General features: G+C 49.6%; 28 protein-coding genes. 6 read left to right on the top strand and 22 right to left on the bottom strand.

Annotated elements, in window-relative coordinates:
- Positions 1-397 precede the first annotated feature (397 nt).
- Positions 398-1,093, top strand: a complete 696-nt coding sequence (locus FOA19_RS20980; RefSeq protein WP_149092791.1) for a hypothetical protein — start codon at positions 398-400, stop codon at positions 1,091-1,093.
- Positions 1,094-1,233: 140 nt separating this feature from the next.
- On the opposite strand, the gene FOA19_RS20975 is transcribed toward FOA19_RS20980, so the two are convergent.
- The 10 genes from FOA19_RS20975 to FOA19_RS20930 all read right to left on the bottom strand — a co-directional run bounded on the left by FOA19_RS20975 (position 1,234) and on the right by FOA19_RS20930 (position 11,073).
- Positions 1,234-2,949, bottom strand: coding sequence for a GMC oxidoreductase (locus FOA19_RS20975; protein ID WP_149092790.1), 1,716 nt, complete (start codon positions 2,947-2,949; stop codon positions 1,234-1,236).
- Positions 2,950-2,951: 2 nt separating this feature from the next.
- Positions 2,952-3,488 (bottom strand): gluconate 2-dehydrogenase subunit 3 family protein, encoded by a 537-nt coding sequence (locus FOA19_RS20970; RefSeq protein WP_149092789.1) that lies wholly within the window; start codon positions 3,486-3,488, stop codon positions 2,952-2,954.
- A 548-nt stretch (positions 3,489-4,036) separates the two neighbouring features.
- Positions 4,037-4,396: a DUF805 domain-containing protein gene (locus FOA19_RS20965; protein WP_149092788.1), complete on the bottom strand. Its 360-nt coding sequence runs from the start codon at positions 4,394-4,396 to the stop codon at positions 4,037-4,039.
- A gap of 195 nt (positions 4,397-4,591) precedes the next feature.
- On the bottom strand, positions 4,592-4,840 hold the full coding sequence (locus FOA19_RS20960) for a hypothetical protein (protein WP_149092787.1): 249 nt from the start codon (positions 4,838-4,840) through the stop codon (positions 4,592-4,594).
- Between the two features lie 141 nt (positions 4,841-4,981).
- Positions 4,982-5,788, bottom strand: coding sequence for an HAD family hydrolase (locus FOA19_RS20955; RefSeq protein ID WP_149092786.1), 807 nt, complete (start codon positions 5,786-5,788; stop codon positions 4,982-4,984).
- Between the two features lie 163 nt (positions 5,789-5,951).
- On the bottom strand, positions 5,952-8,489 hold the full coding sequence (locus tag FOA19_RS20950; RefSeq protein ID WP_149092785.1) for a PAS domain-containing sensor histidine kinase: 2,538 nt from the start codon (positions 8,487-8,489) through the stop codon (positions 5,952-5,954).
- A 213-nt stretch (positions 8,490-8,702) separates the two neighbouring features.
- Positions 8,703-9,383: a Rossmann-fold NAD(P)-binding domain-containing protein gene (locus tag FOA19_RS20945; RefSeq protein ID WP_149092784.1), complete on the bottom strand. Its 681-nt coding sequence runs from the start codon at positions 9,381-9,383 to the stop codon at positions 8,703-8,705.
- A gap of 105 nt (positions 9,384-9,488) precedes the next feature.
- Positions 9,489-10,076, bottom strand: a complete 588-nt coding sequence (locus FOA19_RS20940; RefSeq protein WP_149092783.1) for a hypothetical protein — start codon at positions 10,074-10,076, stop codon at positions 9,489-9,491.
- 100 nt (positions 10,077-10,176) lie between these two features.
- Complete coding sequence (locus tag FOA19_RS20935) at positions 10,177-10,656, bottom strand: hypothetical protein (RefSeq protein WP_149092782.1); 480 nt, start codon at positions 10,654-10,656, stop codon at positions 10,177-10,179.
- 165 nt (positions 10,657-10,821) lie between these two features.
- Positions 10,822-11,073, bottom strand: a complete 252-nt coding sequence (locus tag FOA19_RS20930) for a CBU_0592 family membrane protein (protein ID WP_149092781.1) — start codon at positions 11,071-11,073, stop codon at positions 10,822-10,824.
- Between the two features lie 95 nt (positions 11,074-11,168).
- Between FOA19_RS20930 and FOA19_RS20925 the strand changes: the two genes are divergently transcribed.
- The gene (locus FOA19_RS20925; RefSeq protein ID WP_149092780.1) at positions 11,169-12,062 is read left to right on the top strand and encodes a LysR family transcriptional regulator; all 894 of its coding nucleotides are present in this window, start codon (positions 11,169-11,171) and stop codon (positions 12,060-12,062) included.
- 90 nt (positions 12,063-12,152) lie between these two features.
- Here the strand turns inward: FOA19_RS20925 and FOA19_RS20920 are convergent, their stop codons facing one another.
- Together FOA19_RS20920 and FOA19_RS20915 are read right to left on the bottom strand one after the other, a co-directional pair.
- Complete coding sequence (locus FOA19_RS20920; protein ID WP_223809004.1) at positions 12,153-12,731, bottom strand: glutathione peroxidase; 579 nt, start codon at positions 12,729-12,731, stop codon at positions 12,153-12,155.
- Positions 12,732-12,832: 101 nt separating this feature from the next.
- Complete coding sequence (locus FOA19_RS20915; RefSeq protein WP_149092778.1) at positions 12,833-13,540, bottom strand: dienelactone hydrolase family protein; 708 nt, start codon at positions 13,538-13,540, stop codon at positions 12,833-12,835.
- 279 nt (positions 13,541-13,819) lie between these two features.
- Between FOA19_RS20915 and FOA19_RS20910 the strand changes: the two genes are divergently transcribed.
- Positions 13,820-14,116 (top strand): hypothetical protein, encoded by a 297-nt coding sequence (locus tag FOA19_RS20910; RefSeq protein WP_149092777.1) that lies wholly within the window; start codon positions 13,820-13,822, stop codon positions 14,114-14,116.
- 70 nt (positions 14,117-14,186) lie between these two features.
- On the opposite strand, the gene FOA19_RS20905 is transcribed toward FOA19_RS20910, so the two are convergent.
- On the bottom strand, positions 14,187-15,185 hold the full coding sequence (locus FOA19_RS20905; RefSeq protein WP_149092776.1) for a cation diffusion facilitator family transporter: 999 nt from the start codon (positions 15,183-15,185) through the stop codon (positions 14,187-14,189).
- A complete protein-coding gene (locus FOA19_RS20900) occupies positions 15,182-15,661 on the bottom strand; it encodes a transporter substrate-binding domain-containing protein (RefSeq protein WP_149092775.1) in 480 nt (159 codons plus the stop codon). The genes FOA19_RS20905 and FOA19_RS20900 overlap by 4 nt, the downstream gene beginning before the upstream one ends.
- A 642-nt stretch (positions 15,662-16,303) precedes the next feature.
- On the opposite strand from FOA19_RS20900, the gene FOA19_RS20895 reads away from it, so the two are divergent.
- On the top strand, positions 16,304-16,771 hold the full coding sequence (locus tag FOA19_RS20895; RefSeq protein WP_149092774.1) for a hypothetical protein: 468 nt from the start codon (positions 16,304-16,306) through the stop codon (positions 16,769-16,771).
- A 90-nt stretch (positions 16,772-16,861) separates the two neighbouring features.
- On the opposite strand, the gene FOA19_RS20890 is transcribed toward FOA19_RS20895, so the two are convergent.
- The 7 genes from FOA19_RS20890 to FOA19_RS20860 all read right to left on the bottom strand — a co-directional run bounded on the left by FOA19_RS20890 (position 16,862) and on the right by FOA19_RS20860 (position 21,140).
- Positions 16,862-17,419 (bottom strand): hypothetical protein, encoded by a 558-nt coding sequence (locus tag FOA19_RS20890; RefSeq protein WP_149092773.1) that lies wholly within the window; start codon positions 17,417-17,419, stop codon positions 16,862-16,864.
- 220 nt (positions 17,420-17,639) lie between these two features.
- Positions 17,640-18,248, bottom strand: a complete 609-nt coding sequence (locus FOA19_RS20885; protein WP_149092772.1) for a DapH/DapD/GlmU-related protein — start codon at positions 18,246-18,248, stop codon at positions 17,640-17,642.
- Between the two features lie 125 nt (positions 18,249-18,373).
- Positions 18,374-18,784: a hypothetical protein gene (locus tag FOA19_RS20880; RefSeq protein WP_149092771.1), complete on the bottom strand. Its 411-nt coding sequence runs from the start codon at positions 18,782-18,784 to the stop codon at positions 18,374-18,376.
- A gap of 83 nt (positions 18,785-18,867) precedes the next feature.
- Positions 18,868-19,290, bottom strand: a complete 423-nt coding sequence (locus FOA19_RS20875) for a hypothetical protein (RefSeq protein WP_149092770.1) — start codon at positions 19,288-19,290, stop codon at positions 18,868-18,870.
- Between the two features lie 95 nt (positions 19,291-19,385).
- The gene (locus FOA19_RS20870) at positions 19,386-19,841 is read right to left on the bottom strand and encodes a hypothetical protein (RefSeq protein ID WP_149092769.1); all 456 of its coding nucleotides are present in this window, start codon (positions 19,839-19,841) and stop codon (positions 19,386-19,388) included.
- Positions 19,842-19,875: 34 nt separating this feature from the next.
- Positions 19,876-20,430, bottom strand: coding sequence for a hypothetical protein (locus tag FOA19_RS20865; protein ID WP_149092768.1), 555 nt, complete (start codon positions 20,428-20,430; stop codon positions 19,876-19,878).
- Between the two features lie 89 nt (positions 20,431-20,519).
- The gene (locus tag FOA19_RS20860; protein WP_149092767.1) at positions 20,520-21,140 is read right to left on the bottom strand and encodes a hypothetical protein; all 621 of its coding nucleotides are present in this window, start codon (positions 21,138-21,140) and stop codon (positions 20,520-20,522) included.
- Positions 21,141-21,466: 326 nt separating this feature from the next.
- Between FOA19_RS20860 and FOA19_RS20855 the strand changes: the two genes are divergently transcribed.
- Complete coding sequence (locus FOA19_RS20855; protein WP_149092766.1) at positions 21,467-22,435, top strand: hypothetical protein; 969 nt, start codon at positions 21,467-21,469, stop codon at positions 22,433-22,435.
- Between the two features lie 117 nt (positions 22,436-22,552).
- The gene (locus tag FOA19_RS20850; protein ID WP_149092765.1) at positions 22,553-25,219 is read left to right on the top strand and encodes a SusC/RagA family TonB-linked outer membrane protein; all 2,667 of its coding nucleotides are present in this window, start codon (positions 22,553-22,555) and stop codon (positions 25,217-25,219) included.
- A 93-nt stretch (positions 25,220-25,312) separates the two neighbouring features.
- Here the strand turns inward: FOA19_RS20850 and FOA19_RS20845 are convergent, their stop codons facing one another.
- Positions 25,313-26,023 (bottom strand): response regulator transcription factor, encoded by a 711-nt coding sequence (locus FOA19_RS20845; RefSeq protein WP_149092764.1) that lies wholly within the window; start codon positions 26,021-26,023, stop codon positions 25,313-25,315.
- Positions 26,024-26,203: the final 180 nt, after the last annotated feature.

Raw genomic sequence — 26,203 nt, 5'->3', positions numbered from 1 at the left:
TGATTCCCTGTTCAGGCCTTGCTTTCAAGGAAATTGCCGATTTCGCGGTGTAGACCTACTATGGGCTTCTACAAACATGACTTCTGATGGATGCTTCTGGGGTAACGCGCTCCTTTTGGGGAGGCCTGGCAACCGGAAGCTGTGGTGAAATAAACAAGCGCTTTCCTGCTTTTACATGGTGTCAACTACGGACAGAACCTACTCTCCTTTCCGACAGCCCTTTTCCAACCTAAGGTACGCCTCCTCTGCTGTGGAGCCCCTCTTTCAACTGTCAAAAGGCTTCCTCAAAGAGACTTGCTGCCGGTTGTCTGTTCTGGCTGTGCTTTTCTTGGTGTTGATACCAAGCTATGCTAATGCCCAAGGCCAGGCTTCTGATATTCCGGTGCTCAAACAGAACATGAAGTACGTTTTCGAGGACGCCTATAAACTCACGTTAACCGCTAGCGGCGGAATCACCGTCATGAACAGCGACTACCAGGCCGGAAACGTGGGCATCATTGAAAAAGCAAAAATCAAGGGCTACGGCTATAACTTTGGTCTGGGCGCCATGTACCAGTTCTCGCCTTACATTGGAGGCATGGTCAACCTTGACTATCTCACCATCAAAGGGAAAAGACCCGAGGCCGGTTGTTCTTTTTGCTCTGAGATGGTGACGGGTACCATCTCTGGGGTGATGCTCCTGGCCACCAGAGCCACCCTGACCAAGCTCTATTCCAGATCCTTCAGGAGAGGGATTTTCCTGGTTCCGTACCTGAGGGGGGGCGTGGGGTTCATGAGTTACCAAGCCTATTCTTACCGCAGCGAGCAATCAGAGAACCCGGTGACGGATTATCCCGGCCTCACCATGGTCATTCCCGCAGGCGGCGGGCTCAGGATACGGGTCACCGACCAGATCAGCCTGGCCACGGAAGCGGTCGTGCTCCTGCCCTTCTCCGACTACCTGGATAACCGGACTGGGGCCGGCAATTTCCTGGGCGGCTATGACCAACTTCTCTCCTTTTCCCTTAAAGGCCTGTACTACCTGGGCAGCAAACGATCCTCGGCCGTGAATGGCTCCGTCTTCAAGAAATTCGGCTTCAAAAAGAAAAAGTAACCCTCGCCAAGGAAGCAATACACTCCATCAATCGGAAGTAATTTCCTAACAGTAGATTTTCTAGGATAGCTTTTCTGAGGTTACAACTTCGTAATCCATCCACCAGAGTAGGATAGCTTATAAACTGTCTAATCAGCTGCTTAGATGTTCTGCTTTTTCATTTCGCTTACGGCATGGTCTACGGCGCGGGCGGTGAGGGCCATGTAAGTGAGCGAGGGGTTTTGGGTAGAGGTGGAAGTCATGCAGGCGCCATCTGTCACGTAGACGTTGGGGCAGGCATGCAGCTGGTTGTACTTGTTCAGCAGCGAGGTCTTGGGATCATGGCCCATGCGCACGCCGCCCATCTCGTGGATGTCCAGCCCCGGGGCCTGGTGCGAATCTGTCTTCTGGATGTTGGTGAAACCGGCTTTGGTGAACATCTCCTCCATCTGAGCATGGTAATCGGCGACCATCTTATCATCATTGGCGTCGTAGTCCAGGTTGATGTTCAGGAGCGGAATACCCCAGGCATCTTTCTTGAATTTGCTCAAACTCAGTTGGCTTTCGGCTTTGGGAATGGTTTCGCCCATCATGTGGGAGCCCACCTTCCAGATACCCCAGGAAGGGTTTAGGAGCTGGTTTTTCAGATCGGCCCCGAAACCAGACGTGTCTGAATTCTTACTGCGATCGGCACGGAAACCGGCGGCATACCCGCGCAGGAAGTCGGTTTCCTGTTTGTGCAGGTTCCGGAAACGAGGAATGTAGCCGCCGCCCGCTGGGTTACGGCCATCGGTGGCGTACTCTTGAAAGCCTTCGTATTCGGCGGTGATGCGGGCGCGGTAGTTATGGAAGGCCACGTACTTGCCTAATAAGCCGCTGTCGTTGCCTAACCCGTTGGGAAACCGTGAAGAGGTGGAGTTCAGCAGGATCTGGTTTGTGCTGAACGCCGAGGCATTCACGAAAATCACCGGCGCAAAATACTCGGTGGCTTCCTTTGTCTGGGCATTGATCACGCGCACCCCGGTGGCTTTGCCGGCTTTCTCATCATAGATCACTTCCTGTACCACCGAGTGCGGCAGCAGGGTCATGAGCCCCGTGCGCTCGGCCCACGGAATGGTAGAAGCATTGCTGCTGAAGTACCCCCCGAACGGGCATCCGCGTTGGCACAGGACCCGGTTCTGACACTGCGCCCGACCCTGCTCCAAGTGAATCTGGTTGGGTTTGGACAGGTGCGCGCAGCGGGCACTGATCACGTGGCGGTTGCCGTAATGGGCTTTGAGTTGCTTTTTGAAGTGGTCTTCCACGCTGTTGAGCGGAAAGGCGGGCAGAAAGTCGCCGTCGGGCAGTTCGGCCAGGCCATCGTTGTTGCCCGAGATACCCGCGAATTTCTCCACATAGCTGTACCAGGGCGCCAGGTCTTTGTAACGGATGGGCCAGTCTACGGCAAAGCCGTCGCGGGCGGGGCCTTCAAAATCAAAATCGCTCCAGCGCTGCGTCTGCCGGGCCCACAACAGGGATTTGCCGCCCACTTGTTGCCCCCTGATCCAGTCAAAGGGTTTTTCCTGCACGTAGGGCTGCTCAGTGTCTTTCACGAAGAAGTGCATGGCATCCTCGCGGAACGCGTAGCAACGGCTCACCACCGGGTTTTTCTCCCTGATCTCGGCGGTGAGTTCTCCCCTGTGCTCAAACTCATAGGGCAACATATTGGTGGTGGGGTAATCTTTGAGGTGCTTCACATCGCGCCCGCGCTCCAGCACCAGCGTTTTCAGGCCCTTGCCGGTGAATTCCTTCGCGGCCCACCCGCCGCTCATCCCAGACCCGATCACGATGGCGTCAAAGGTGCGCTGCTTTACACTGTCTACATTCAGATTGGCCATGGTTAGCTCTGCTGTTTTGTTTTTACTGGAAAATAAGGATTGTAGCGGCCGGGCACCAGTTCATAGACCCGCAGTTTGGTCATGACCAGTTCTGAGTTGAGGTAGCCGGTAATGGTGTGGTCTTTGAGAAGCTTGTAAAAGGCAAGCACGTCCTGGGGGGCTTTGCCGGCGTTCACCGCCGCTATCAGTTCCTGGCGCTTTTGTGGGCTGGCCTCCATAAAGGAACTGCCCAACTCCTTTTTGGCCAATTTCTTGAATGCGTCCAAGCCGTCTGTAAAGGCTTTCTGGTCTTTCTCGCCGCGCAGATCATCTACCATTTTAAGCGTGAAGCGGTGCAGCCCCAGGGTTCTGCCGCCGGGCGTGTCGGTGGTGGGGAGAATGGTTTCCACCACCTCGCCCAGCAGTTTCTCGTCTTCGCCGGAGATATCCAGGTTCTTTAGCCGGATAGAGGCTTTGCTGGTTTCCATCACGCAAGACGGTGCCAGCACCAGCCCACCCGTAAACAGCAGCAACCCTTTGACAACAGTACGCCTGTTCATAAATCTCTTAGTTAACCTATTATAGAAGAAGTCTTCGGTATCAGAATGCTTTTAACCCATCAATTTAGCGCAAAGAATGTTACCGCCGGAGTATTTGCCAATTTCTAAGCAGTTTTTGCTAAATAAGTACCAAAACGGAGGTAACTTTCTTGAGGCTGGGCAGATTTTCAACCTGAATTTAAGAAAATAAGTGCAAAACGTCAGCAGGAACCGGTTCTTTGGGCAGAGGAATTTCCAGAGAAGACCTTAGGCACGCATTTGAGTTTCAGCAATTTTTAGCTAAGTTCAAAAACAGGTATTCTCTATATAAAAGATTTTATATATGAACCTCCCCCGCCTTTTTCTGTGTCTCCCCTTTCTGGCGTTCTTATCCCTTGAAAGTGCCTCTGCGCAACCCTAGGTATCTCACGAAAGCAGCGGATTAAACTTCTCTGAAGATTCCTGTAAAAACCATCTCAGAGTCAACCTTATGGGTTCAAAGCATTTCGGGCCCGTTTTACAGAAAACGGGCCCGAAATGCTTATAGATCAATCTGAAGTTCCGGTTGGTTAAGCCTCCAGAGCAGGCTCCTCTTCAAAGAAATTCGCTTGGGGTTCCTCTTTGCCTTTGGGGCTTCTGCCAAACCTGTTGGTGTAAGGGTCACCGTCGTTAAAAATCAGGACTAGAAAATAGAACGGAATGATCTGGAACCAGCCGGACCGGTCCTTGTCATGGCATCTTTTGGCACCTTGCGCCCAAAGGAACCAGACCAACGGAACATACAGGAGTAGCACCACCAATAAGGAGGCCACATCTTCAGATCCGGCCAAGATATTAAAAGTAAAGATAAGAGCCGTGTAAGCCAGAACGCTCAGGCCATACTCCAGTCTTCTGATTCTTCCTCTAAAGGAAAACGGGGCTTTAAACATGATAAAAGGGTTGGTTGGGTAGTTTGGTTTATTTTGGGTTTCCAAGATAGGAATTTTGCCCCAACCTCAAACGCACCTCGCCTCCTTTTACCCAACCAGGTACCTCCCTTTTGTTTTATGGTTATTTTTGAAAAATGCTTTACATCTGTCAACCAGTTAAAAGGAAGAATCTCTCTGGAAGATCAGCCTCCAGACTTAGCAGTCACAGGTGAAATCGCGGCTGATGAATTGGTTGGAGGCCACGTCGCCTACTTTCACCAAGTGGTCAAACCTGATCTCTTCTCCGGTGACCAACTCCAGCACCGGGGCTCCCTCCTTCTCCTCCACTTTCTTGATCATGGCAGTCACAGTGAGGAATTCATTCAGATCAGTGCGGTACTGGATCTTCAGGGACTTCCGTTTAGAAACTGCCTCGTTTACCGCTTGCATTAAGGTCTCATCCATGGGTCATTGGCTTTAAGCTGAAAAATGAAGTTGAGGTACATTTAGTGTTTTACGGCTGTTTTCACCAAAACGGGGCAAAAAAGCAACCTTTGGGTTCTTTCTTGAGCTTGCCACCCAAATTTTTGGATGCTCCACCGGGATTTACACCGTGGCGCCTACCAGCTGCTGTAAGATTTCTACCACGCCGTTCTGGCTGTTGCTTTTGGCCCTGAACCTTGATACTTTCTTGATCTCTGGGTGGGCGTTCTCCATGGCGTAGCTGAAATAGGCTTTCTCCATCATCTTCAGGTCGTTGAGGTAATCCCCGAAGACCATGGTCTCTTCCGGGGAGATGTTGAATCTCTCCTGGATCACTTCCATGCCGCGGCCTTTGTTGGCTTGCTTGTCGCAGATGTCCAGCCAGATCTTGCCGGATACGGTGACCTGCAGGTGCGCCTTTTCTTCTTGGAAATAGGTGTTGCTGTTGCTTTCTGACCCGGCCAAATCACAGAGCGCGATCTTCAGGAACTGGTCATCTTCCACGGCCAGTAGGTCATCCACCACTTCCACGGCATCATAATACAGGTTTACCTGGTCCATGAACTCTTGGGCGGTGTTTTCCACGTAGGCAGATTTCTTGCCGCAGAGCACAATGTACACGCCAGGAATGGTTCTGGCTTTCTGCAGGAGTTGCCTGGTGATGCCGTGGTCCATGGCTTGCACCAAAAGTTCCTGCCCCTGGTGCACCACGTAGCTGCCGTTCTCGGCCAGGAAAATGATTTCGTCTTTGATGGGGGTAAACAGGTTTACCAGGTTGTAGTACTGCCGGCCACTGGCGGCGGCGAACAAAATGCCCTTCTCTTTCAGGGCTTGGTACACCGGGTAAAAATCTTCGCTGAGGGTATGGTGGGGGTCTAGCAGGGTGCCGTCCATGTCAGAGGCGACCAGCTTAATGTTTGAAAAATCCATAGGTACATATTCTCCAGGCGGCGCTGGTTCATCCGTTTGCCGCAAGGTACTCAATACCGGTTAGCCTTCCTGAAAGTTGTGCTATTTCCCCTTGAAAACCTGTTCTTGGCTCATTTTTTCTATAATAGGCGAAAAACAGGGTCTAGCCGTGGATTGAAATTAACTACCTGAAAAGCGGGTTCCGGAGGTAGACTTTGAAGGTGGTGCCCTCGCCCAGGTTGCTTTCCACCTCTATCTTGCCGCCGGCATTGTCCACGATGCGTTTCACCATGTACAGCCCCACGCCGGAGCCTTCTACGTGGTCATGGAAGCGGCGGAACATAGAGAACATTTGCTTTTGCTGGGTTTCCCCCAGCCCCAATCCGTTGTCCTGGACCTGGAGCACCATGTACTCGTCACTCTGCTGGCAGCTTACCTCTACCTGGGGGGTACGGTCTGGGTGGCGGTACTTAATGGCGTTGGAAAGCAGGTTGTAGATAATGCTGCGCAGGTTCTTCTCTGAGAAAGAGACGTGCTTGCAGCTGAATACGGTGGCTTTAATCTGGGCCTTGGACTTCTGGATGCTCTGGTCCAGGTCCAGAATCACTTCTTTCACTAATTCCTCCAGGTTCACCACCTTGGCTTCAGACAAGTGGTCTTTCTGCAGACGGGTAATCTCGGTGAGGTTATTGATGGTTTTCTTGAAGCGCTCAATAGATCCTTTTATCATGCCCAAAATGTTGCCTACCTCATCTAGCTCCAGACTTTCAGGGGGCAGTTCCAGCAACAGCTCGCCCATGAGCATCTCTATGTTAGAGATGGGTGCCCGCAAGTCATGGGAGGCCGTGTAGATGAAGTTATCCAGGTCTGAGTTGGTGTGGAGGAGTTGCTGGTTTGTGGCCTGCAGGTCCTCGTTGGCGGTGGCAAGTTCCTCGGCAATGGCCTTGGCCTCCTGCTCGCTCTTCTCCAGCGCCCGGCGAGCCTCTACCCGCTCGGTGACATCGGTGACCAACGTATAAAATCCTTCCACCACGCCGTTTCGGATATCGGGCACGTAGCTGGTCTGGATGTGTTTCTTGAAACCTAGCCGATAGGGCATCTCGGCCTCAAAGTCCAGCCGCTCCCCAGATAAGGCCCTTTCTATGTAGCCTTTCACGTTTTGGTAGGCTTTTTCGCCAATTACCTCCAAAACACTGCGTCCTATCAGCTCCTCTGCCCTGAGCGGGAACCAGGTTTCATAGGCCTTGTTCGTGAAGCGGTACACTTCATTCTTGTCCAGGTAGCCAATGAGCACCGGTAATGAATCTGTGATGAGCTGCAGTTGCCTAGCTCCGGCCTCCACCGCTCTGCGGGCTTCAATCTGCTCGGTCACCTCAAAGGCCAGCACCAGAATGCCGTCTATGAGGCCGTGCTCATTGTAGCGCGCCTGCTGGATGTATTTAAAGTACCTGTCCTCCAGAACACCGTCGCCGGGCCGGGCAATGGGGATGTGCATTTCCTCCTCCTCGTGGGTTTTGCCGGTCTCATACACTTCCCTGATGGTGCGGTACACATCATTGTGCTCAATCTCGGGCAGAGCCTCCAGAATAGACTTGCCCAGGAGCTCACGGTCGGGGAACAACTGTTGGTAGATGGGGTTCACCAGTTCAAACACCAGGTTGGGTCCGTCCAGGATGCAGATGGCCGCCGGGGCATCGGTGAAGAGACGCTCCAGGCGCTGTTTCTGCTTCTCGGCGATGGATTGGGCCAGTTGCAGGGCTTTGGTGCGCCGCTCTACGCGGGCCTCCAGTTCCTGGTTTAAGGCCTGCAGGGCTTCTGAGTTTTTCTCCAGTTGCCGCCTTGAGTTCACCATCTCCGTCATGTCCAGCGCGAAGATCAGGATCCCGTTTATTTTACCCTGGGCGTCATAAAGCGCCTGGTAGATGAAGTTCCAGTAAATGTCCTCGGGCTCCTTATCGGCGAAGCGGGCCACCGGAATGAGCACCTCCTTCCCTTCAAAGGTCTCGCCGGTGTCATACACGTGCCGGATAATGGCTTCTACGGGCTGACCTTTGAGCTCTGGAAGCGCCTCAAACAAGGGCAGGTTCATGAGTTTGCGGCCCGGAAACAGCTGTTGGTAGCTTTCATTGAATACTTTGAACACCAGATCGGGCCCTTCCAGCATGGCCAGGGCGGCGGGGGCCTGCTCAAACAGGCGCTCCAGCCTGGTGCGTTGGAGCTCGGCGTTAGCCAAGGCCTTCTGTTCCCGCTCCTGGCTTTCCTTCAGTTGGCGCCGGGCTTTCTCCCTTTCCGTTACATTGAAAGTCTCGTGGATGATGCAGTTGATGTTGCCCTGGTCATCCAGCACTGCAGAGTTGACGGTGTGCCAGTAGCGCTCCAGAAACTTGCCTTCGTGCTCAGGATCAGGGATATCGTACCGGAAGATCTCCATTTTTTGGGCCTTGCCCGTGGCAAGCACCTGCTCAATGGAGGCTCTCAAGCTTTGGGAGGAAGAGGCTTCCGTCACCTCCGGATTATCGGGAAAAACGTCAAATACATGCTTGCCAATGATCTCCTCCCTTACCGTGAGCGTTTCGCGCAGGTAGCTGTCCGTAGCCGCCCGGACCCGCAGATCAGGCGAAAGGATCAGAAGCGAACCCAATTGGGCCTCAAAAATCTGGCGAAAGGGCAGACTTTCTTCTGTTGCTGTGCCCTTTACAGCGGGGGAAGTTTGGTTATTCATGTATCAAACGCCAAGGTAACGGGTGAAGATGTCCGCTATACGTGTTTCTGGGCCCGGCGGTCACCTTGCAGCCCTCGTTTATTTCAGCTTCCAGGCCTTCAAAGAAAGCTTAGACACCTACGGCTTAAATAAGCAAAAGATTTGGATAAGGTTGCCACTCCCGGTAGAGATTCTTATGACCGGCAGGATGGAGACAAGCGATTGCCCGAGTTGTTAAGCGTTGGCCAGCGCCTTGATATCGGGCACCTCCAGTATTGGTTTGTGGTAGCCTTTGGTGGACACGTAGACCATGGCCTTGCCCAGGTCTTGCAGGGTGGAGATGTAGCGGGGCGCCAACGTCCTTACCACGGGTGCTAGCCAGCCGATGTATTTGTAGTAGGTACTGGTGTTTTTCATGCCCGGCGTGGGTTCCAGAAACGCCGGCCTAAAATTGTAGACACTTTTGAAGGGAAGTTTCAGGAGGTCGTTCTCTGTTTTGCCTTTGACCCGGGCCCACATGGAACTTCCTTTTTCTGAGCTGTCTGTACCAGCCCCCGAGACATAACAGAAAACCATCTGGGTGTTCTGCCGGGCCAGGGTTTGTGCCGCGTGCAGAGTAAGGTCATAGGTGAGATGGCGGTACTCCGCCTCTTTCATGCCCACCGACGATACGCCCAGACAAAAGAAACAGGCATCATAACCGGCCAACTGGTTTTCAATGGGCGAAAGGTCAAAGAAATTCTGGTGGATGATCTCCTTCAGTTTGGGATGGGATACACCGCAGGGCCGTCTGTTCACCACCAATACCTGTGCTATCTTTGCCTCCTGCAGACACTCAAAAAGCACGCCTTCTCCCACCATTCCGGTTACGCCGGTGATGATGACATTGATGCCGGAGGATGGGCTGGTGTCCATAGGAAGACTTATTTAGAAGCTTGAAACTGAAACTACCGGCAAATAAGTGAAAGTGCTGCTGAAGCCACCATTTAGGGTTATTTACCACTACCTTGTCCTGAGCTTCTATTTGAAATAGTAATTGAATCTAATTGGGTACTGCTTTTCTTGCAGGGTTATTTTTCCCTCGAAAGTATTCACCCCAACTTGCGGCGATTTAGCCTTATAGATAAACTTTACCCCAAATTCACCTTCTTCCTTTTCAACACTATAATCTTCTGGGTGGCTGATTGTCACGTAGGCACTCTCGCCTTCAACAGAACTTAAACTGATAGATGCTTTGAATGGCGTGGAAGCAGATACTGTATCGTTACTGAAAGTGACATAATAATCCTCCTTTCTGTAATCATACTTAAAAACTTCTGTCTTTACGTATCCCTTGTTTTTGCCGTGTGCTAATTTGTAGAATACCAAACCATTTAATGAAGTGTTCACCTGTTTTGTGGTCTCCCTTGCAGTGTCTTGTCGGGAATACTCAAGATTTCCATCTTCATCAAAAACCGCAACTATTGAAGGGTCCAATGATGGGTCTGATATTATCTCTTCTTCATAATTTATAGATATGGTTTCTGTTTGACTGTTAGCCCTAAAAAGATATACTGAGAGTAACACCAAAGTGGCAAATAACCCGGCGGCGATGAATCCTTTTGTCAATTATTCTAAATGTGTGCTTAATACCAAATAATTTCCCTGAAGCGCCCGTAACTGCTATATACTCTTTTGAAAAACAAGCCCAAATCCGCGCAGCGCCTTTCTATTGAAAATGGATGACCGCTTTGTAGCGAAGGCGGCGGCAGGAGGCGTACAGTTTCTCATTTTGGGTGAGGAGGTCGTAGAGCAGGTGGTCTTCAAAGCCGTTGCGCCAGAAATCGCCGTTGTTGGGATTGTAGGGATTCAGGACGCAGGTGGGCTGCCTGGCCTCGTTCACGTAGATAAGTCCCCAGTTGGCGGGCACCTCGGTTTCCTGTATCTCATCGGTGGGGACGCACAGGAAACGGTACCTTCCCATCTCTTGGCCGGGCGTTTGCCAGGCGTTGTTTTGCACGTCTTTTTCAAAATCTGCCCTGGAAACGTAGGCCTTCAGGAAAATACTCCGGCCAAAAGAGCCAATCCCAATCACATCCGGGAGCGGCCCGGTTTCCTCTCCATCGGCAAACTCTTTAAAGGCGGCGGCGCAACTGCCCTCCGTCAGAATCCATTTACAGGCACTCGTAACTAAGTCTTCGTAAGTCATCCTTCTTGATTTCCTGATTCACGCCCTGGCCATGAACATGAGTCAGAAACTCTTTTAATCTACGTAAAAAATTCTAAAACCACTTTCTGCGGTAACAGAAGCGGTCTGGGTCCCTCCTCTCAGGCAGGCGAAAAGGATGTTCCTTTTCTAGCCTCCCGCTGGAAATCAGGTCAAAAAAGCCTTCACCAAGGCCACCGCCGTCATGAGCAGCCAGATGGAGTTCAAGACCCAACTGGCGTGCGCGTTCTTGTTTACCGCATAGATAATCAAGAAAAAGCAACCAATCATGTTCATGGACAAATATTCCACAGACTGGCTGCCGATGACGTTGAGGCTGTTGAGGCTAAAGGCCGACAGGGAAAAAAGCGCCCCGGTCCAACCAATGGCTTCTTGTATGTATTTTGGGAGCGTTACCATCTTATCTTTGTTTGTTTAAGGCAAAGGAAAGGCGGCTGCTTCGTTCTAAAAATGCCAATATCGGGTTGACTAATGCATAAACCAAATCAGGGGCCATGGAGCTGCAACAAATAAAGTATTTTCTGGCCCTGGCGCAGGAGCTCCATTTCTGGAATACCTCTGAGAAAATGTTCATTACGCAGTCGGCGCTGAGCCGGCAGATCAAGGCGTTGGAAGAGGATTTGGGGGTGCAGCTTTTTGAGCGCAGCAAGCGGAACGTGAAGCTCACCCAGGCTGGCGTTTTCCTGCGCGACCGGTGGCTGCCCCTGCTGGAGGAGATCAACCGCATGCACCGGCAGGCCCGCAAAATTCACGAGGGCGCCTATGGGTCCATTTCCATCGGGTACCCGGGATCGGTGGCGTACGGTTTCCTGCCCGAGTTCATCACCGGCATCGCGCAGACCTTGCCCGAACTGAAGGTGGAACTGGTGGAACCCACCGACATCAGCTTTGAGCAACTGCTGCTCAACTACCAGATAGACCTGGCCTTCAGGAGAGACCCCGCCGAGAACCCCGCCCTGCAGTCTATCAGCCTGTACTCAGAGCATTTTGCCCTGGTGGTGCCCCAGCATCACCGGTTGCAGCAGGAGAATTTCCAGGGGCTGCAGGAGGTGAAAGATGAGAAGTTCATCCTCTCTGGCCTGCACCACCAGACGTTCTACGTCAACAGCCTGCGGCAAATCTTCAACGAGTACGGCTTCACGCCCAATGTGTACATTGAATCAGATTTCGGGGGCATGATCTTGAGCCTGGTGGCCCGGGGTTTGGGCGTCACCGTCTTACCCAGTTCCTACTCGTTTGGGGCGCCGCCCGATGTGCGGTTCATCCACCTGCCGCACAAGGCCAACCTGTACGTGACCTGGCGCCGGGAAGACACCAGCCCAGTGCTCACCAACGTGCTGAGGCAAGTGCAGGAAACCGCCCAGAAATTCAACACCGAACAAATCTGAGCCCCCGAGAAAAGGCTCTTTCAACAAAAACGCCCCTAAAACGCACTGTAATCGCGTTTTAGGGGCGTTTTCTGTAAAACAGGCTTAGATCTAGCGCTTTGGCTTCTGTTGGAGCGCGGCCTTGATTTCCTCGCCTACCGGCGACACGGCCGGCCCGAAGTAATGCGTGAGGTTGCCTTGCTCGTCCACCAGATACTTGCTGAAGTTCCAGTCGGGTTGGTGCTCGTTCCAGCCGTTTTTCTGGGCGTGCGAAAGCCAGTCATACACCGGGTTCTGCCCTTGATTTTTCACCACCACGCTCTTTTTGGCCAGCGGAAACGTCACCCCGAAATTCACCTGGCAGAACTGGGAGATGGCGGCATCATTGTCTTTCTCCTGCTCCTTAAAATCATTGGCCGGAAACCCGATGATCACCAGATTCTCTTTCTGCTCTTCATGCAGCTGCTGCAACTCCTCGTACTGGCCGGTGTACCCGCAGTTGGAAGCCGTGTTCACCAGCAAGACTTTCTTGTTTCTGAACTGACTGAAATCCAGCGGGCTGCCGTTATTGAGGGTGGCCTGTAGCGCGTAGAAAGGCTGGGCCGGCGGCACCTGCTGCCGGTTCTCCAGAATCTTCCCGTTCTTGGTTGACTTAGACAACCGCATGACCAACGGGTACAGCCATTTCATAATTCTTTGTCTTAACTCCATGGGGTAAAGGTAAGGTTACTTTGGTTCAGGTCTGCGCACTGCGGCTTCAGACTGGATAAATCCGATTTATTCCAGAGAAATCAGGCTTTTAACCGATTGGCGAGGAAAGTAAGGGTAGTGGCCCAGGCTTCTTTGGCGGCCAGCGGGTGGTAGCTGGCTCGTTCATCGCAGTGGAAACCATGGTCTGCGTACGAGATTACAGTATTGATGTAGTCTTTGCCGGCTTCTTTCACCGCATTGATGATGGTGTCAATTTTCTCCTGCGGAATATGCGCGTCTTTGCCGCCCCAGAAGAACAGGTGCGGCCCGTGCAGGTGAACCGCCTCAGAAGCCAGCGTGTCCAGCCCACCGCCGTAGTAAGACACCGCCACCACCAGGGGCAAAACCGTATTGGCAATGAAAGACACCCGTCCGCCCAGGCAAAAACCTATGCTGCCGATTTTATACTGCTGCACGGCAGGTTGTTCCTGTAGCCAGGCATAGGAAGCCTGCAAATCAGCGGTTAGGCCTTCTTTTGTGATGGCCTGGTAATGCGGCATGGCCGAGGCAAAATCTGCGTAGTTGATCTCCAGCCGTCTGCCGGTGCGGTGAAACAGATCTGGGGCGATGACGGCGTACCCTTCCCCGCAAAGCCGGTCCGCAATACTCCTGATGTGGCCGTTCACCCCGAAAGCCTCCTGTAAAACAATGATGGCAGGGAAAGGACCTGCTCCCTCGGGCAGCGCCACGTAGGCCTCCATGGGGGTGCCATCAGTGACGGACAAAGTTATAAAATCGTGGTTGGTCATTCTTTGGTTCTTTTGGTTTCAGCGCCAGGATCAACTGGCAGGTCATTTTCTGAACTCCCGTTTCAGGGCCAGTTTATCAGAAACACCTCCAAAACGAAAAGGTTACATTTTGGCACATGCCAGAGTCTCCATCTGCTTTGCACAGGTTTCGGTAAAATTGGCTTTAAAACGGCACGCTCGAAAGCGCAAAATGGGCCTAAGAGGCAAATATGGAGCAACCATCCGGTTTTCAATTCGTTTTATAACCTGCAATTGATGTAGAACTTAACTCTAAAGGATATGAAAAAGGTAACATTTTTGGCGGCTTTGTTTTTGGCGGCCGGTCTGCAAATGAATACGGCGCAAGCCTCTGATCACCCGGTGCAAGATACCACTCAGGTGAAAACCACTAACAAGGAGCGGGCAAAAACCGGGGTGAACCAGGTAGGCCACGGCGCTAAATCTGTGGGCAAAGGCACCAAGAACCTGGCGGTAAGCGGCGCCAAGGCTACAGCCAAAGGCGCGAAGAAAGCCGGAAAAGCCGTGAAGAACACCACCAAAAAAGGAGTGAAAAAGGTAGACGAGAAGATTGACTAAGCTCATCCACCTAGCCATAAAAAATGCCTTCCTGAGTTTCAGGAAGGCTTTTTTTATGGCGTATGGGCCATCAGGTGATCTCGGGGTTGTTCTGGCCGGGTCTCCCCTCCTGGGCGTTGGTTTGGGGAAGTTCTTGCACCGGCATGATCAGGAATTCCTGAATCCGCCAGTTGAGGTCACTGACCTCCTGGGCCAGTTTCTCTATGCGCATGGTCAGTTGCCCATCGTGCTCATGGGGCACCACAAACGCCTCGCCCAGGTAAATGTGCCCTTCCTCGCGCATCCTGAACGCGTGTTCCTTTATCCAGGGTTGGTGCTTCAGCTTCTGTTCCACCTGTAAGAGCAAAGGATCTGTGTGCCGGTCATCCACGTTTTTAGGAATCTGGTTCATGAGATCGAAAATGGCCTGTTTCAGGTTAGTGTAGCCGTCCCATAAAATGTCCAGGGCAATGATGAGGGCCGCCACCGAGTCTGCCCACCACCAGCCCATACCAATCCCCAGAATACCGGGAATGGCGGCGGCCCCGGTCATCCAATCGGCTTTGTTCATATCCGCGTCTGTGTAGAGGTTTTTCTCGTTCAGCTTTTTGGCCAAGGGCAGCTTCATGCGGCCCAGGATCATAGACGGGATGGTGCTGTACACCATGGCCGCAATCATGAGGTATCCCAGCCACACTTCATGCCCGAAGATGACCTTGATCCCGATGGTGGGGTGCTCCTGTTTGATGAGCGTGGAGGCGGCATCGAAAATAAGGAACGCGCCTACCGAGAACAAGGCCAGCGCCCCGCACAGAAAAGCAATGGTCACTACCCGGTGGTAGCCATAGGGAAAATCCTTGTTGGGGCGCTTGTGGAAAATGCGCGCGGCAATCAGGAAAGAGATGGACGGAGTAAGACTGAGGATATCCTCAAAATAAGCCGTTTTCATGGCCTGGGAGTTGCCCATGGTCAGGTACACCACCACCGAGGTGGAGATGAGGTAGAACACGCTGATCCACTCCAGTTTCTTGGCTTTGGCGAAAACCGGCTGCAGTTCTGGGGGGTACTCAAATCGGTTGATCGGTTTCATGGCTGCAAACGGTTTTCAAGGGTGGACTGCTGCTGGTGCAGGAACTTCTCTAGCTTCACGATGAAGGCATTCTCGCCCATGACCACGCAGAGAACGTGTTTCTTTTTAGCCATTTCGGTGTAAGGCCGGGTAAAGGAGATTTTGGATTTCCAGGGAGAATCGTCGGTGATGCCGGCAATGACCAGGTGCAGTTTTTTTTCCTCCAGGTCCTCCAGCAGGTTCTGCTCAGTATCGTTCTGCCACTCTACTTTGGCGTTGAGGGTTTTGGCGAATCCCCTGACCAGCTCTGCCTCAATGCCGGTGGGCCCCTCGGGACCTTTCACCACCCAGGGCGGATTCTCTGAGTAGCCCACCTTAAGGGTACCATTGGAGACCTGCTCCAGCGTTTTCTCCGGATCTTTGGGAAAATCCTGACAACTGGTAGCCAGCAGGAGAAAGCAAGACAGGTAAAAGATAAAATAGCCGCTGCGATGCATGCGAAGTCTTTTAGGGTTGAGGGAAATAGCTGGGCGATGCTCTACCTCTATTACTATATAGGACTAAAACAATTTACCCAAATTGCTGTTATTACGCGCCCCGCCCCAGATTGGTTGATACCTGCCAGCGACTCCCCAGAAGGCAGCTCCTAAATTCCTTTTAAGGAAAATCTAGGATTGAAGGCCTATTTTTTTATCTCCTCGGCCTATCATCCTGTACCTCAAAGCCCTTTTCTAGTCCAAGTCTCGCTTACCCTATTTTGTTGAGTTTGCTTAGAGCCTCCATAAATTGAATATCAGCAAACCATTGATTTTGTAAGATTCCATTTCGAGGCTCTTTTCAGGAAAACGGCAGTAAAACGCTGCTTATCCGGAATCAGCCTTTATTGCGGATGCCTTACGTGATCTGTCATAATTATCTCTAAGTAGCGAGAGTGGAAAACAGGGCATGATGTCCGCTAGTTGAAATCAGGCCACCACATTAACTTGCTGCCTGTTAATTTTGCGAATGAAAGGAAGCCTCAGAATTGGAAAGAAGTAATGGTTTTAGGGCTGATTTCCGGAAAACAACCTTAAAACCCGTTCTTTCCACAATGTTTACTGGCTGCACTCAGAACTCAAGACTCAGAACTATCTAACTTCATGCGTTCCCATCCCCTTACGTTCGTTACCATTGCCGCCTTGCTCCTCTGGGCCGGGATGGTTGTTGGCATCTCTTTTATTGAGGCTCCCGTGAAATTCACCGCGCCCGGGATTACCCTGGCTCTAGGATTGGGAATAGGACGGCTGGTATTTGGGGTGATGAACAAGGTGGAACTTGTGCTGTGCACCGTGGCGCTGCTGGGCTTGTTTTTCAACCATGGCACCAGAAAAGAATGGACTCTGCTTGGCTTGCTGACCGGTATTCTGCTGCTGCAGACGTTCTGGTTATTGCCGGTTCTGGATGTCCGGACGCTGGCTGTCATCGCCGGGAACACGGCGCCAGGGAGTAACCTGCATTACCTTTATATTGGGCTGGAGGTCCTTAAATTGGGATTGTTGGTCACCAGTGCCGCAATTGTGCACAATACCACCATCAAAGCGAAGAACTCTGGTTTACTCTTTGAATAATCAGGATCCATTACTGCTCCACCATACACTGGTCTATAGTGTACTTCAACGTGTTGTAGGTGTTGTTTGTCAAGGTTTATCTGATTCTAATTAATCAATTTCAAAAGGAGGACAGATCCATATCATCTGATTGCTTTTAGAAAACACTCCCTTCACATTGCCATTGTTGCTGTCTACTCTTTGGAAATAGTAAACCTTCTGCTTTTTCCCATCCTCTATCAACTGAAACCTACCAGACTCTAACAGCATGCATATCTGGTCTCGCAACACATACCTAACTACCCGTTGGTCATCTTGCCTTTCAACTTCATCCCACTGGAAAGCATCTTCCGCGGCCCATGACCAGATGTGATCAAAGGCCACCTTCTCTCTTGATACTAAATAATTTATAGAAATTTCAAAAGCCTTTTTATGATCTATAAATTCAAGGCTGTCCGCTTCTGAGGCCAGGAGTCTAAGTTGTTTGATAACATCGTTTTTACCTACTCTTATGATGTAGTTTCCTTCGCTAATTTCTATGGTAGGAGGATTGAAACCTTTGGTGGTTTGGAAGTCAATCTCCTCTCTTTTTATATTGATTATGTCACCTACATAATACTTCTTTGTGTCAAATTCTACTGCTTTAGGCTCCTCTGACCTGCTCTTCATACTATGGCAGCTTGAAAGCAACAGAATCAATAAAATGGCTAGCGCTTGTTTCATATTTGAGAATCATGACCAATGCCTAGTGCATGAGGCATGTAAGGTCATCGGCCGAGAAGCCGTTTATATAATGTTAGGTGCTGGCGTTTTTTGCCTTTATTTATAAAATCTGCCTCTTTCTTTGATAGCCATAAATGCAGAATATAAAAGTCCGGCTAGTTAATTATTAAGCTTTGTACTGCTCTATTAATTCAAGCCTTTTTACAATACTGTTCTTCTTTAGTATGGTACCAGGAGATAGTACCGCATTTGCGCCTATCCTGGAATGATCGCCAACCAAAGATCCGAATTTTTCTGTACCTGTTTCAATAATGGCATCGTCATGTACAACCGAGATTTTCTTTGAAGTTCTTTCGTTATAGTGATTGGCGGCAATAGAACCCGCTTCAAAATTTATGCATTTACCTATTATACTATTGCCAATGTAATTGAAATGCGCCACCGCAGTTTCTGCGCAAATTATACTGCTTTTTATTTCAGAACCTGGCCCGACTTTAACAGCCTTGTCAAGGTAAACGCCTTCTCTGAAATAGGCATTAGCCCCGATATAGCAGTTGCGGTTTACTATTACTGGGCTTTTCATTACAACCCCTTTTTCAACTACAGCGGTTTTATGCACAGCTACACCATCCTCAATGTTATAATCTTCACCAAGCTGTAAAATCATTATATGCAAAATTTCTTTAAGGTTATCGGTTATCTCCCATGGCTGTAAATCCTTTTCATTTGGGAAAGTTTCAGAAAAGCCTTGGATAAAGTCGTCTATGTAAATCATGAATGCTATTTTGTTGATTAAGGATGGAAACCTGATTACAGTAAAAAACTAGCTTTTACGGTTAGCATATGCAAAGACCGCAGCGGAGCAAGATTTTTGCATATGCCTCTTTAGGCAATGTTTTTTTATAATTCACTCCAGTACACAAGTTCTAGTTTTTCACCGTCATAAATAAAATCATCAAGGTCGTCTACATCCTCCGTCAAGAAATACCCTAGTTCACTTGAATAAACTATTCTTCTTTTATCCTTAATTATTTCAGTCACAAGTTCAAGTGCTATTTCCAGTTCCTGCCCTGGTGTTTCAGCCCCATACATATTCATATGTATATGCCATTCCAGCTTTCCTGTCTGCGCAGCAAAACCAAGAGTAATTTCATTGCCAAAAGTAGTTAGAATCAATTTTAACTTTCCGCTTTTACTTTGACATTCAAGGTCTGCTGATTTATCATCATTTAATCTTAAAGCGTCAATAAATCCGGGCAGTATTGTTTGAAACTTAGAAATAACTAATTCGGTAAATTTCTCTTGCTCCATTTATAACATCGTTTACACTAGACGTTGGGAGTCGGTGTTTTCCTATCCTATTTTAGGTCTTCTTTCAGGAAAACTGTTTAAAATCATATCGCCTGTAAAACGTTCCTATCTTTAAAAGTTTGAATAATTAATAACGGGCCAATTGAGCAAAGATTGGAAATTAAGTAAAATATGAGGTTTGCTCCCACACTTGAAAGCCTTAAATTAGAAAGAGTTATATCATAATCAGAGCCAAATAGCTGCTCAAGAACGTTTACGGTGAAAGTACCGCCAATTAGGAAACCGAAAAAAGAGAAAATCATTGAGTACAGTATTTTCTCCAGTGTGATGAAGCTTCTCAGGGGGAAGACATAAACAATAGAAGGAGCAGTTATAAAAAAAAGCATGGCATAGTTCATATATCTATCAACTCCTCCCTTTTGTTGGGGTGAATCGGTAAATAATGACCATAGCACCAATATGAGTACTATCAATAGTAATCTTTTTGTAGATAAAATCTTTACCATGATTTTTATTTCATTGTCATCTAACTTGCTTGTGTAAGCGGTGGCAAGGCCGTCGGTCGTAGCTGCCGTTTATACTATATTGTGCGAAGTAGTTTTTAACCGTCTATCAAGACTCCTTGTGGTTCTTTTCCTATGAAGTCCACTGTTACTTGATGGTTTTCATCATGAATTGTGTCAAATGATATATCCCATTCCATAGTTGTTTTGCAATGTCTGGGTATAGTAATTCCTACTAATTTAAATTCTTTGTCGAAGTTCTTGATTTTAAAGCTCTCTTTCCAGTTGCCAAACTCCTCTTCCACTAATGGCGTGAGCCTAGTTATCAACTCTCTGTAATTCTCCTGAACCCAATTATAAAATTCTTTCTGCTTCAGCTCTGGTCCGCTTTCTTTACCCTTGATGATAAATTCTATTTCTTTTCCAGTCGGTCCAAACAAACCTTTACCTTCAAAATAGCTATTTTCAGAGTCATTCGTTTTCCTGAATCTAAGTTTTCCAAAGAAGTCATCTTCTATTATGGTAGGCTTTTTAAAAATGTCTAATATTCCCATTTTTTATAATTTCTATTTTGCCCAACGTACTTTTCTAGTGTTCACTATCCTTTATTGCTTTTCTGTGGCCATTTGAAATATGGCTGTAGAAGTTCTTATCTAAACCTTTTAACTTATGAAGCTGAGTCGGAATAAAATCACGTGGATGTGGGCCACTGAATAGGAAAAAAAAGAAAGATTCTATCTCCATTGGTTGCATTCCCTTCAAGATTTGGTAAGTCAAGTCCACATTTGCCAGTACAAGAGGCTCCAAGTCGTGCTGAAGTTTGCCGATGGCGTCAGCTTCCCACTTTCCGTTTATACCTATGTTTATTGCCTTTTGGAGTTTATCTTTTTTTGAAATCTTGTCAAGTGCATAAAAAGTGGAAATGTAATCGAAGGACTTTTCATACAGCGGCCCTGACTTATCACTCACATAATCGAATGTCCGCTTAAATGCCTGAAAGTCGCAAGGAAATAGGTTGAAGTAATGAATCTGGTTTTCTTTAGTGTCAGCACTTTTCAGCTTGTTGAATGATGATTCCAGCTTTTGAGCGCTAGAGCCTTGGAAAAGTAAAGCTATTGACAAGAACACTAAAAGAGATTTCATATTATATATTTTGGCCAACGGTTAGGCTAAACGGCGGGCGAGGCTGTCAGTCGAAGGCTGACGTTTAGGCGTTGTTAGGTGCTATTCTTTTATTTAAAAAGATTTTTAAGTTTAGAAATAAAACTAATTTTAGATGTATTAGGTAAAGATTCATCTTCAATTAGAGTTATTCCCGTATTCAACATTTCACTAATATGTTGATTGTTCTGCTTTAGTTTATCTTCTGGAACATCCACCATATAAACCCACTCTCTGGAAGGCATAGGGACTTTATCTTTTGATAAATGAAGAATAACATTGTCTAAAAATAATTCCTCCTTCTTCTTTCGATTTACTATTGATTCATCTATCCAAGTAAATACACTATTGATTGTATGCTCTTTCATTGGATAAAAGACAAACTGAACATCTGTAACGCTATCATAGGTGTTGTAATGTTTTCTAGTTTGCAAGGCTAAGTTTTCAAGATACTTAAAAGGTAATTTGAGGTCTTTCCCGTCTAAGCTTATCCAATCGAGTAGTCCGGAATTATTAACTGCGACAAGAGTTTGCTTTAGTCCAAGCTTTGAATCTACTACAAATCTACTTTGGTTTACTCCATCGCTGAATTCTTCGAACTCCGCAATGCGACCTAGACTTAAACTTATTTCTTCAGGAGATTTTTTAGCTTTTACTAATTCCAGAATATTGTTTATTATTTCTTCTCCCATATTATGAATTGCACCTAACTACTATATACAAGTCAACATACGGTTATCTGCACAATGCACGCAACTCCTGTAGTGTGCTTTTGGACTTGCATGTAGGCTGTACAGTCCTATAGGTTAAGCTAATGTAGCAGTTTGTGAGAGATTATCTAAGGGACAGATAATTTCAGGACTGTTGACCGTTGCTCTGCAAACAGACACTCTCCGGTCAAATCCTAGGAAAGCTGAATAAATACCTAATTATCAAGCGTTAATCAACCCTAATTTTACAGAAGCGTAGCCAATAAGTCACAACCTTGGCTCAGAGGGCCACTGAAAATTAGCATGCCATGAAAAAAGGATTCACCATTGCTTTTCTGATATTTTTAGCCCTGGTGGTAGCCGCTGGAGTAGTTATCGCCACTACGCCTACCAAAAAGCTGATCTCCTTTCTAGCACCCAAAATTGACAACATCCGGATCACCGATACCAAAATTGGAGAGAAAACCGCCACCATGAACGTGCTCATGGATGTGGAACCCTCCCTGGTCTCCAGCTTCGTAGACAGCATGTCGTACAACTTCAAGCTCTACAATAAAAGCGTGGCGCACGGCCAGAAGAGTTTTGAGCGCGATGCCAAGCAGGGGAAGCAGACCATCAAATTCCCGATGACCATGGACCACAACAAGACCCGCGAGCTGGTCCGCCGCCAGGTGAAGGAAGGCGAAAAGGTAAGGGCATATATCCAAGCCTATACCGATATCCCGCTGCTGGGCCGCCGCAAATTTGACATAGCTGAATCCCTGGACATGGTGATCCCGGCGGTGCCCGGCGCCGAGGTCACCAACCTCAAGATCACCGATTTTGGCCTGGACGAGATGGAGATGGTTATGACCATGAGCCTGGACAACCCCAATGAGTTTGATTTCTACATCCGGGATATGAAGATGACCCTCAACTTCCCCGACAAGATGAGCTCTGTGGGCGGCACCGTGAAAGACTACCTGATAAAATCCCAAAGCGTAACCCCCATCCAGATTCAGGCTGTGTCTGACGTGAAGAAACCTCTGAAAACCACTTTCAAGACCCTGACGGGAGACCACGTTTGGCGCTACAACATGAAAACCTACATGGTGCTGGAGCCCAAAAGTGATGTGGTGGGCACCATCCACATGGATGCCGTAAAGACCGGCAAGATCAACGTGGTGCAGCAACTGAAGAAAGTGAAGGAAGCCAAAAAGGCCGAGAAGAAAGCCGAAAAGCAGGAAAAGAAAGAAGCCAAAGAGCAGCGCAAAGAAGAAAAGAAAGAAACCAGGTAGCGGCTCTTTTAGGCCTGTTTACCGAAAATCAAGGCTAAAACAGTTCCAGGGTTAGTGGCATAAAAGTTTAAGGACAAAAGTGTATTTTGCTCTGCAAAATCTTTATTCCGCTACCCTATGCCAAACGTCTACTTCGCTCGTTTTCGCAAGACTATCTTTCTTTCCTCAACTGCCTTTACGCTGGCTGCCCTTTGCTTCCCGCAGGCCTCCGCAGCCAGACAAAATACTGTTCAAGATGTCTCAGACTCGGTGCAGGTAGGATATGGCCTCCAGAAAAAACAGCAGACCACCGGCGCCTCGCAAACAATTTCTGCCAGGCAGTTCAACCAGGGTTTGGTGGTGTCTCCCCAGCAACTTATCTCGGGGCAGATCGCGGGGGTACAGATAACGGGTTTGTCGGGAGCACCCGGCGCTGACTTTCTGGTGCAGCAGTACCGAAACGCTACCCTGGCAGGCCGGAATGAGCCTTTAGTTGTGCTGGACGGCGTTCTTCTGGAAAGCGAGGCAGAGGAAGAGTTGGTGTCTGCGCTGGCCCTCCTCAACCCGCAGGATCTTGCCTCTGTCACTTTTCTGAAAGATGCCGCGGCCACGGGGATGTACGGCTCCCGCGGGGTGAACGGGGTGCTGTTCTTAACCTCCAAACGCGGATCAGAGAACAGGAAACTACAGGTAGATTTCCGGTCACAGGTGGCCCTTTCCACCCTGCCCAAAAAAGTAGACGTGCTTTCCGCCGAGGAATTCAGGCAGGTGGTGACCCAACGCGGCACTCAGGAACAAAAAAGCAGGATCGGCTCTGCCAACACAGATTGGCAGGACGTGGTTTACGAGAACGCCGTCAGCCATGACCAGCACCTGAGCCTGGGCGGCACCATAGGTTTCCTTCCTTACCGGGTGGCGGTAGGCTACCTCCATCAAAACGGAATCCTTACCAACAGCTACTTTAAACGGAAGTCCGCGGCCCTTACTTTAAACCCTTCCTTTTTTGAGGACCACCTGAAACTGGATGTCAGTTTAAAAGGGATCAAAGGAGAGACCCGCTCGCCTCACCAACGGCTGATCAATGCCGTGGTGAACTTTAACCCTACTCAACCAGTGTACGGCTCCAACGGCGAATACTTTGAATGGCGCGATGGCGCTGGCAAGCCCGAGGCGTTTGCCCCTTTGAATCCTCTGGGCCTTTTGGAGCGCTCCACCTCGGGCGTAGACTCAGAGAGGAAGTTTGGCAACGCGCACCTGGCGTACCGTCTTCATTTTCTGCCAGCCCTCACCGCCCATATCAATCTGGGCTATAACCATCAAACCGCCGATGGCAGGGACAACAACTACACCTACGCTATCCCACCTGGTTCTTCCATCAACGTAGCTGAGTTTGGGCACACCCGCAAAAACCGACAGACCGAGTTCTACCTCACCTACGCCGCACCGCTGGAGAAGCTTAAAAGCCAGGTAGACCTTACGGCAGGCTATTCGGCCCAGAAAATCACCGACAAATTCTTCCTGAATTCTGTTTCTGAACCGGGGGGTAACCTGGGATCTGGGTACTTCTATGAAACAAACGATGCCTATAAAGCTTTCTTCGGGAGTTTGCAGTACGGGTTCAAAGGACGGTATTTCCTGACCGCCTCCGCCCGGGGTGACCAAAGCCCTCTATTTGCTGAGCAGAACAGAGACTTCACCTCCAAAGCCTTGGGCCTTGGGTGGCTTCTTTCAGAGGAAGAATTTCTAAAAAACCAACCCGTCCTCTCCTATTTGAAACTCAGGACCAGCTACGGCGTGCAAGGCAACACTCCGCTGCTTCCTAGTTTTAACCCTTTCAATACCGGCACCAACTCCAGCGCATATCCCAACCCAGACCTAACCTGGGAGAAAACCACGTCCTTTAATCTGGGGGCTGATGTCGGTCTTTGGGGCACCCGTATCAATGCGAGCCTGGACTTGTTCTTAAAGAAAACCGATGACCTGTTAAGCTATAGAACCTTCCCCAATACCAACAACGGCTTCTCCTACGTGCTGGCCAACGGCGGCGAGGCGCAAACCAAAGGCGGCGAAGTTTCGCTCCAGTACCTGGCGCTGGACTCAGAAAAGACAAAATGGGTTCTGGCATTGAACGCCTCTTACGCCAAGAATAAACTGGTCTCCGGCCCCATGGGGGCTTACGGGGCAAGAACCTTTCTGCTGGCTTTTTCCAATCCCAGGTACGTCAACACCCCCGGACATGAACTGGATGCCTATTCAGTGTATGTGCAGAAATACAATAACGGATCTCCGGTGGAAGGGCAATACGAGGACGTAAACAATAACGGCACCTTCGGCCCCGAAGACCAGCGAATCTACCACAGCGCCAGACCTAAAAGCCTGCTGGGATTTACCTCGCAGGCAACGTACAACCAGTGGAGTTTGGGCTTCATGGTCAGGGCACAGTTGGGAGCCTATGCCTACAACCGCCACGCAGCAGAAACCGGTTTTCATAACAGCTTCAGAAATTCGTCTGGGCTCCAGAACCTATCTTCCAGCGTGCTGGAAACCAACTTCAACTTCCAGCAACCTTTCTCAGACTATTACCTGGAGAACGCCTCTTTCCTCCGGATGGAGTACATCAGCGTAGGCTATGATTTCGGGAAAATCCTGCAAGACAAAGCCCAACTCAACCTTACCGCCACCGTGCAGAACGCCTTTGTTCTCACCGGCTACTCTGGCCAAGACCCTGAGGTGGCCTACGGAAACGGCACGGTGCAGTACCCAAGGGCCCGCACCTTCTCCCTCACCCTGGAGGTAAGCCTGTAACCGAGAACCCTAAACCAAAAAGCACCTTTACCATAGCGGCGCAGGTGTTTTCTGGTTTAGGGCCTGTTTTATAAAATCAGGCGTAAAACCAGCTTACTCTGCTACCTCCAGCTTGTAGCCCCGGCCGTGCACCGTGGTAATTTTCACCGAAGAGTCTGGTTGCAGGTATTTACGCAGGCGCGAAATGAACACATCCAGGCTACGGCCCACAAAGTAACCGTCGTCTTGCCAGAGGCGCTGCAGGATCTCCTCGCGGCGCAGAAGTTGGTGCGGGTGCTGGGCAAAGAGGCGGAGCAGTTCGGCTTCCCTATCCGTGAGGGTGTGGGTTTGGCCGCCCACGTGCAGCAACAGGTTCTTGAACTCCAGCGAGGAGGTGCCAAAAGAGATCACGTCGGCGGGAGCCGTTTTCACCGGTTCAGGGGGCGTGACATTTGAAGCAGGAGCCGTGCGGCGCAAAATGGCTTTCACGCGGTACACCAATTCCTCCAACCCGAAAGGCTTGGTCAGGTAATCGTCGGCGCCCAGTTCAAAGCCTTGCAGGCGATCGGCTTTGAGGGCTTTGGCAGTCAGGAACATGAACGGCACTGGCAGGTTGCGCTGCCGGATTTCCGCTGCCACCGAAAAGCCGTCCCGCTTGGGCAACATCACATCTAGCACACACAAGTCAAAGGTTTCCTGGGCCAGCGCCGATAACCCCGCTTCGCCATCTGGGCAGAGGGTCACCTGGTACCCCGCCGTTTCCAGGCTATCCTGCAGCAGGAAACCAAGGCTGGGATCGTCTTCCACAAGTAAAATACGGGCCATGGGCCTAAGATACGAGAATTACATCAGCCTTGCTGCTTTCCGCTGGGATTAGCCAGGTGCCTCCTTCCGGAGGATATATTTACCTGAAGCGTTTTTGTGCCTGTTTTTGAAAAAGGCCTCCCAAACGCGTCCTCCCGCAGAGGTCACTTTCCTTATCGCAAAAAGCGGGCGCTACCAGCA

This window comes from Rufibacter hautae (assembly GCF_008271695.1).
GTDB lineage: Bacteria > Bacteroidota > Bacteroidia > Cytophagales > Hymenobacteraceae > Nibribacter > Nibribacter hautae.
Note: the sequence above shows the minus strand (reverse complement) of the source record. Positions and strands in the feature narration are given on the sequence as shown.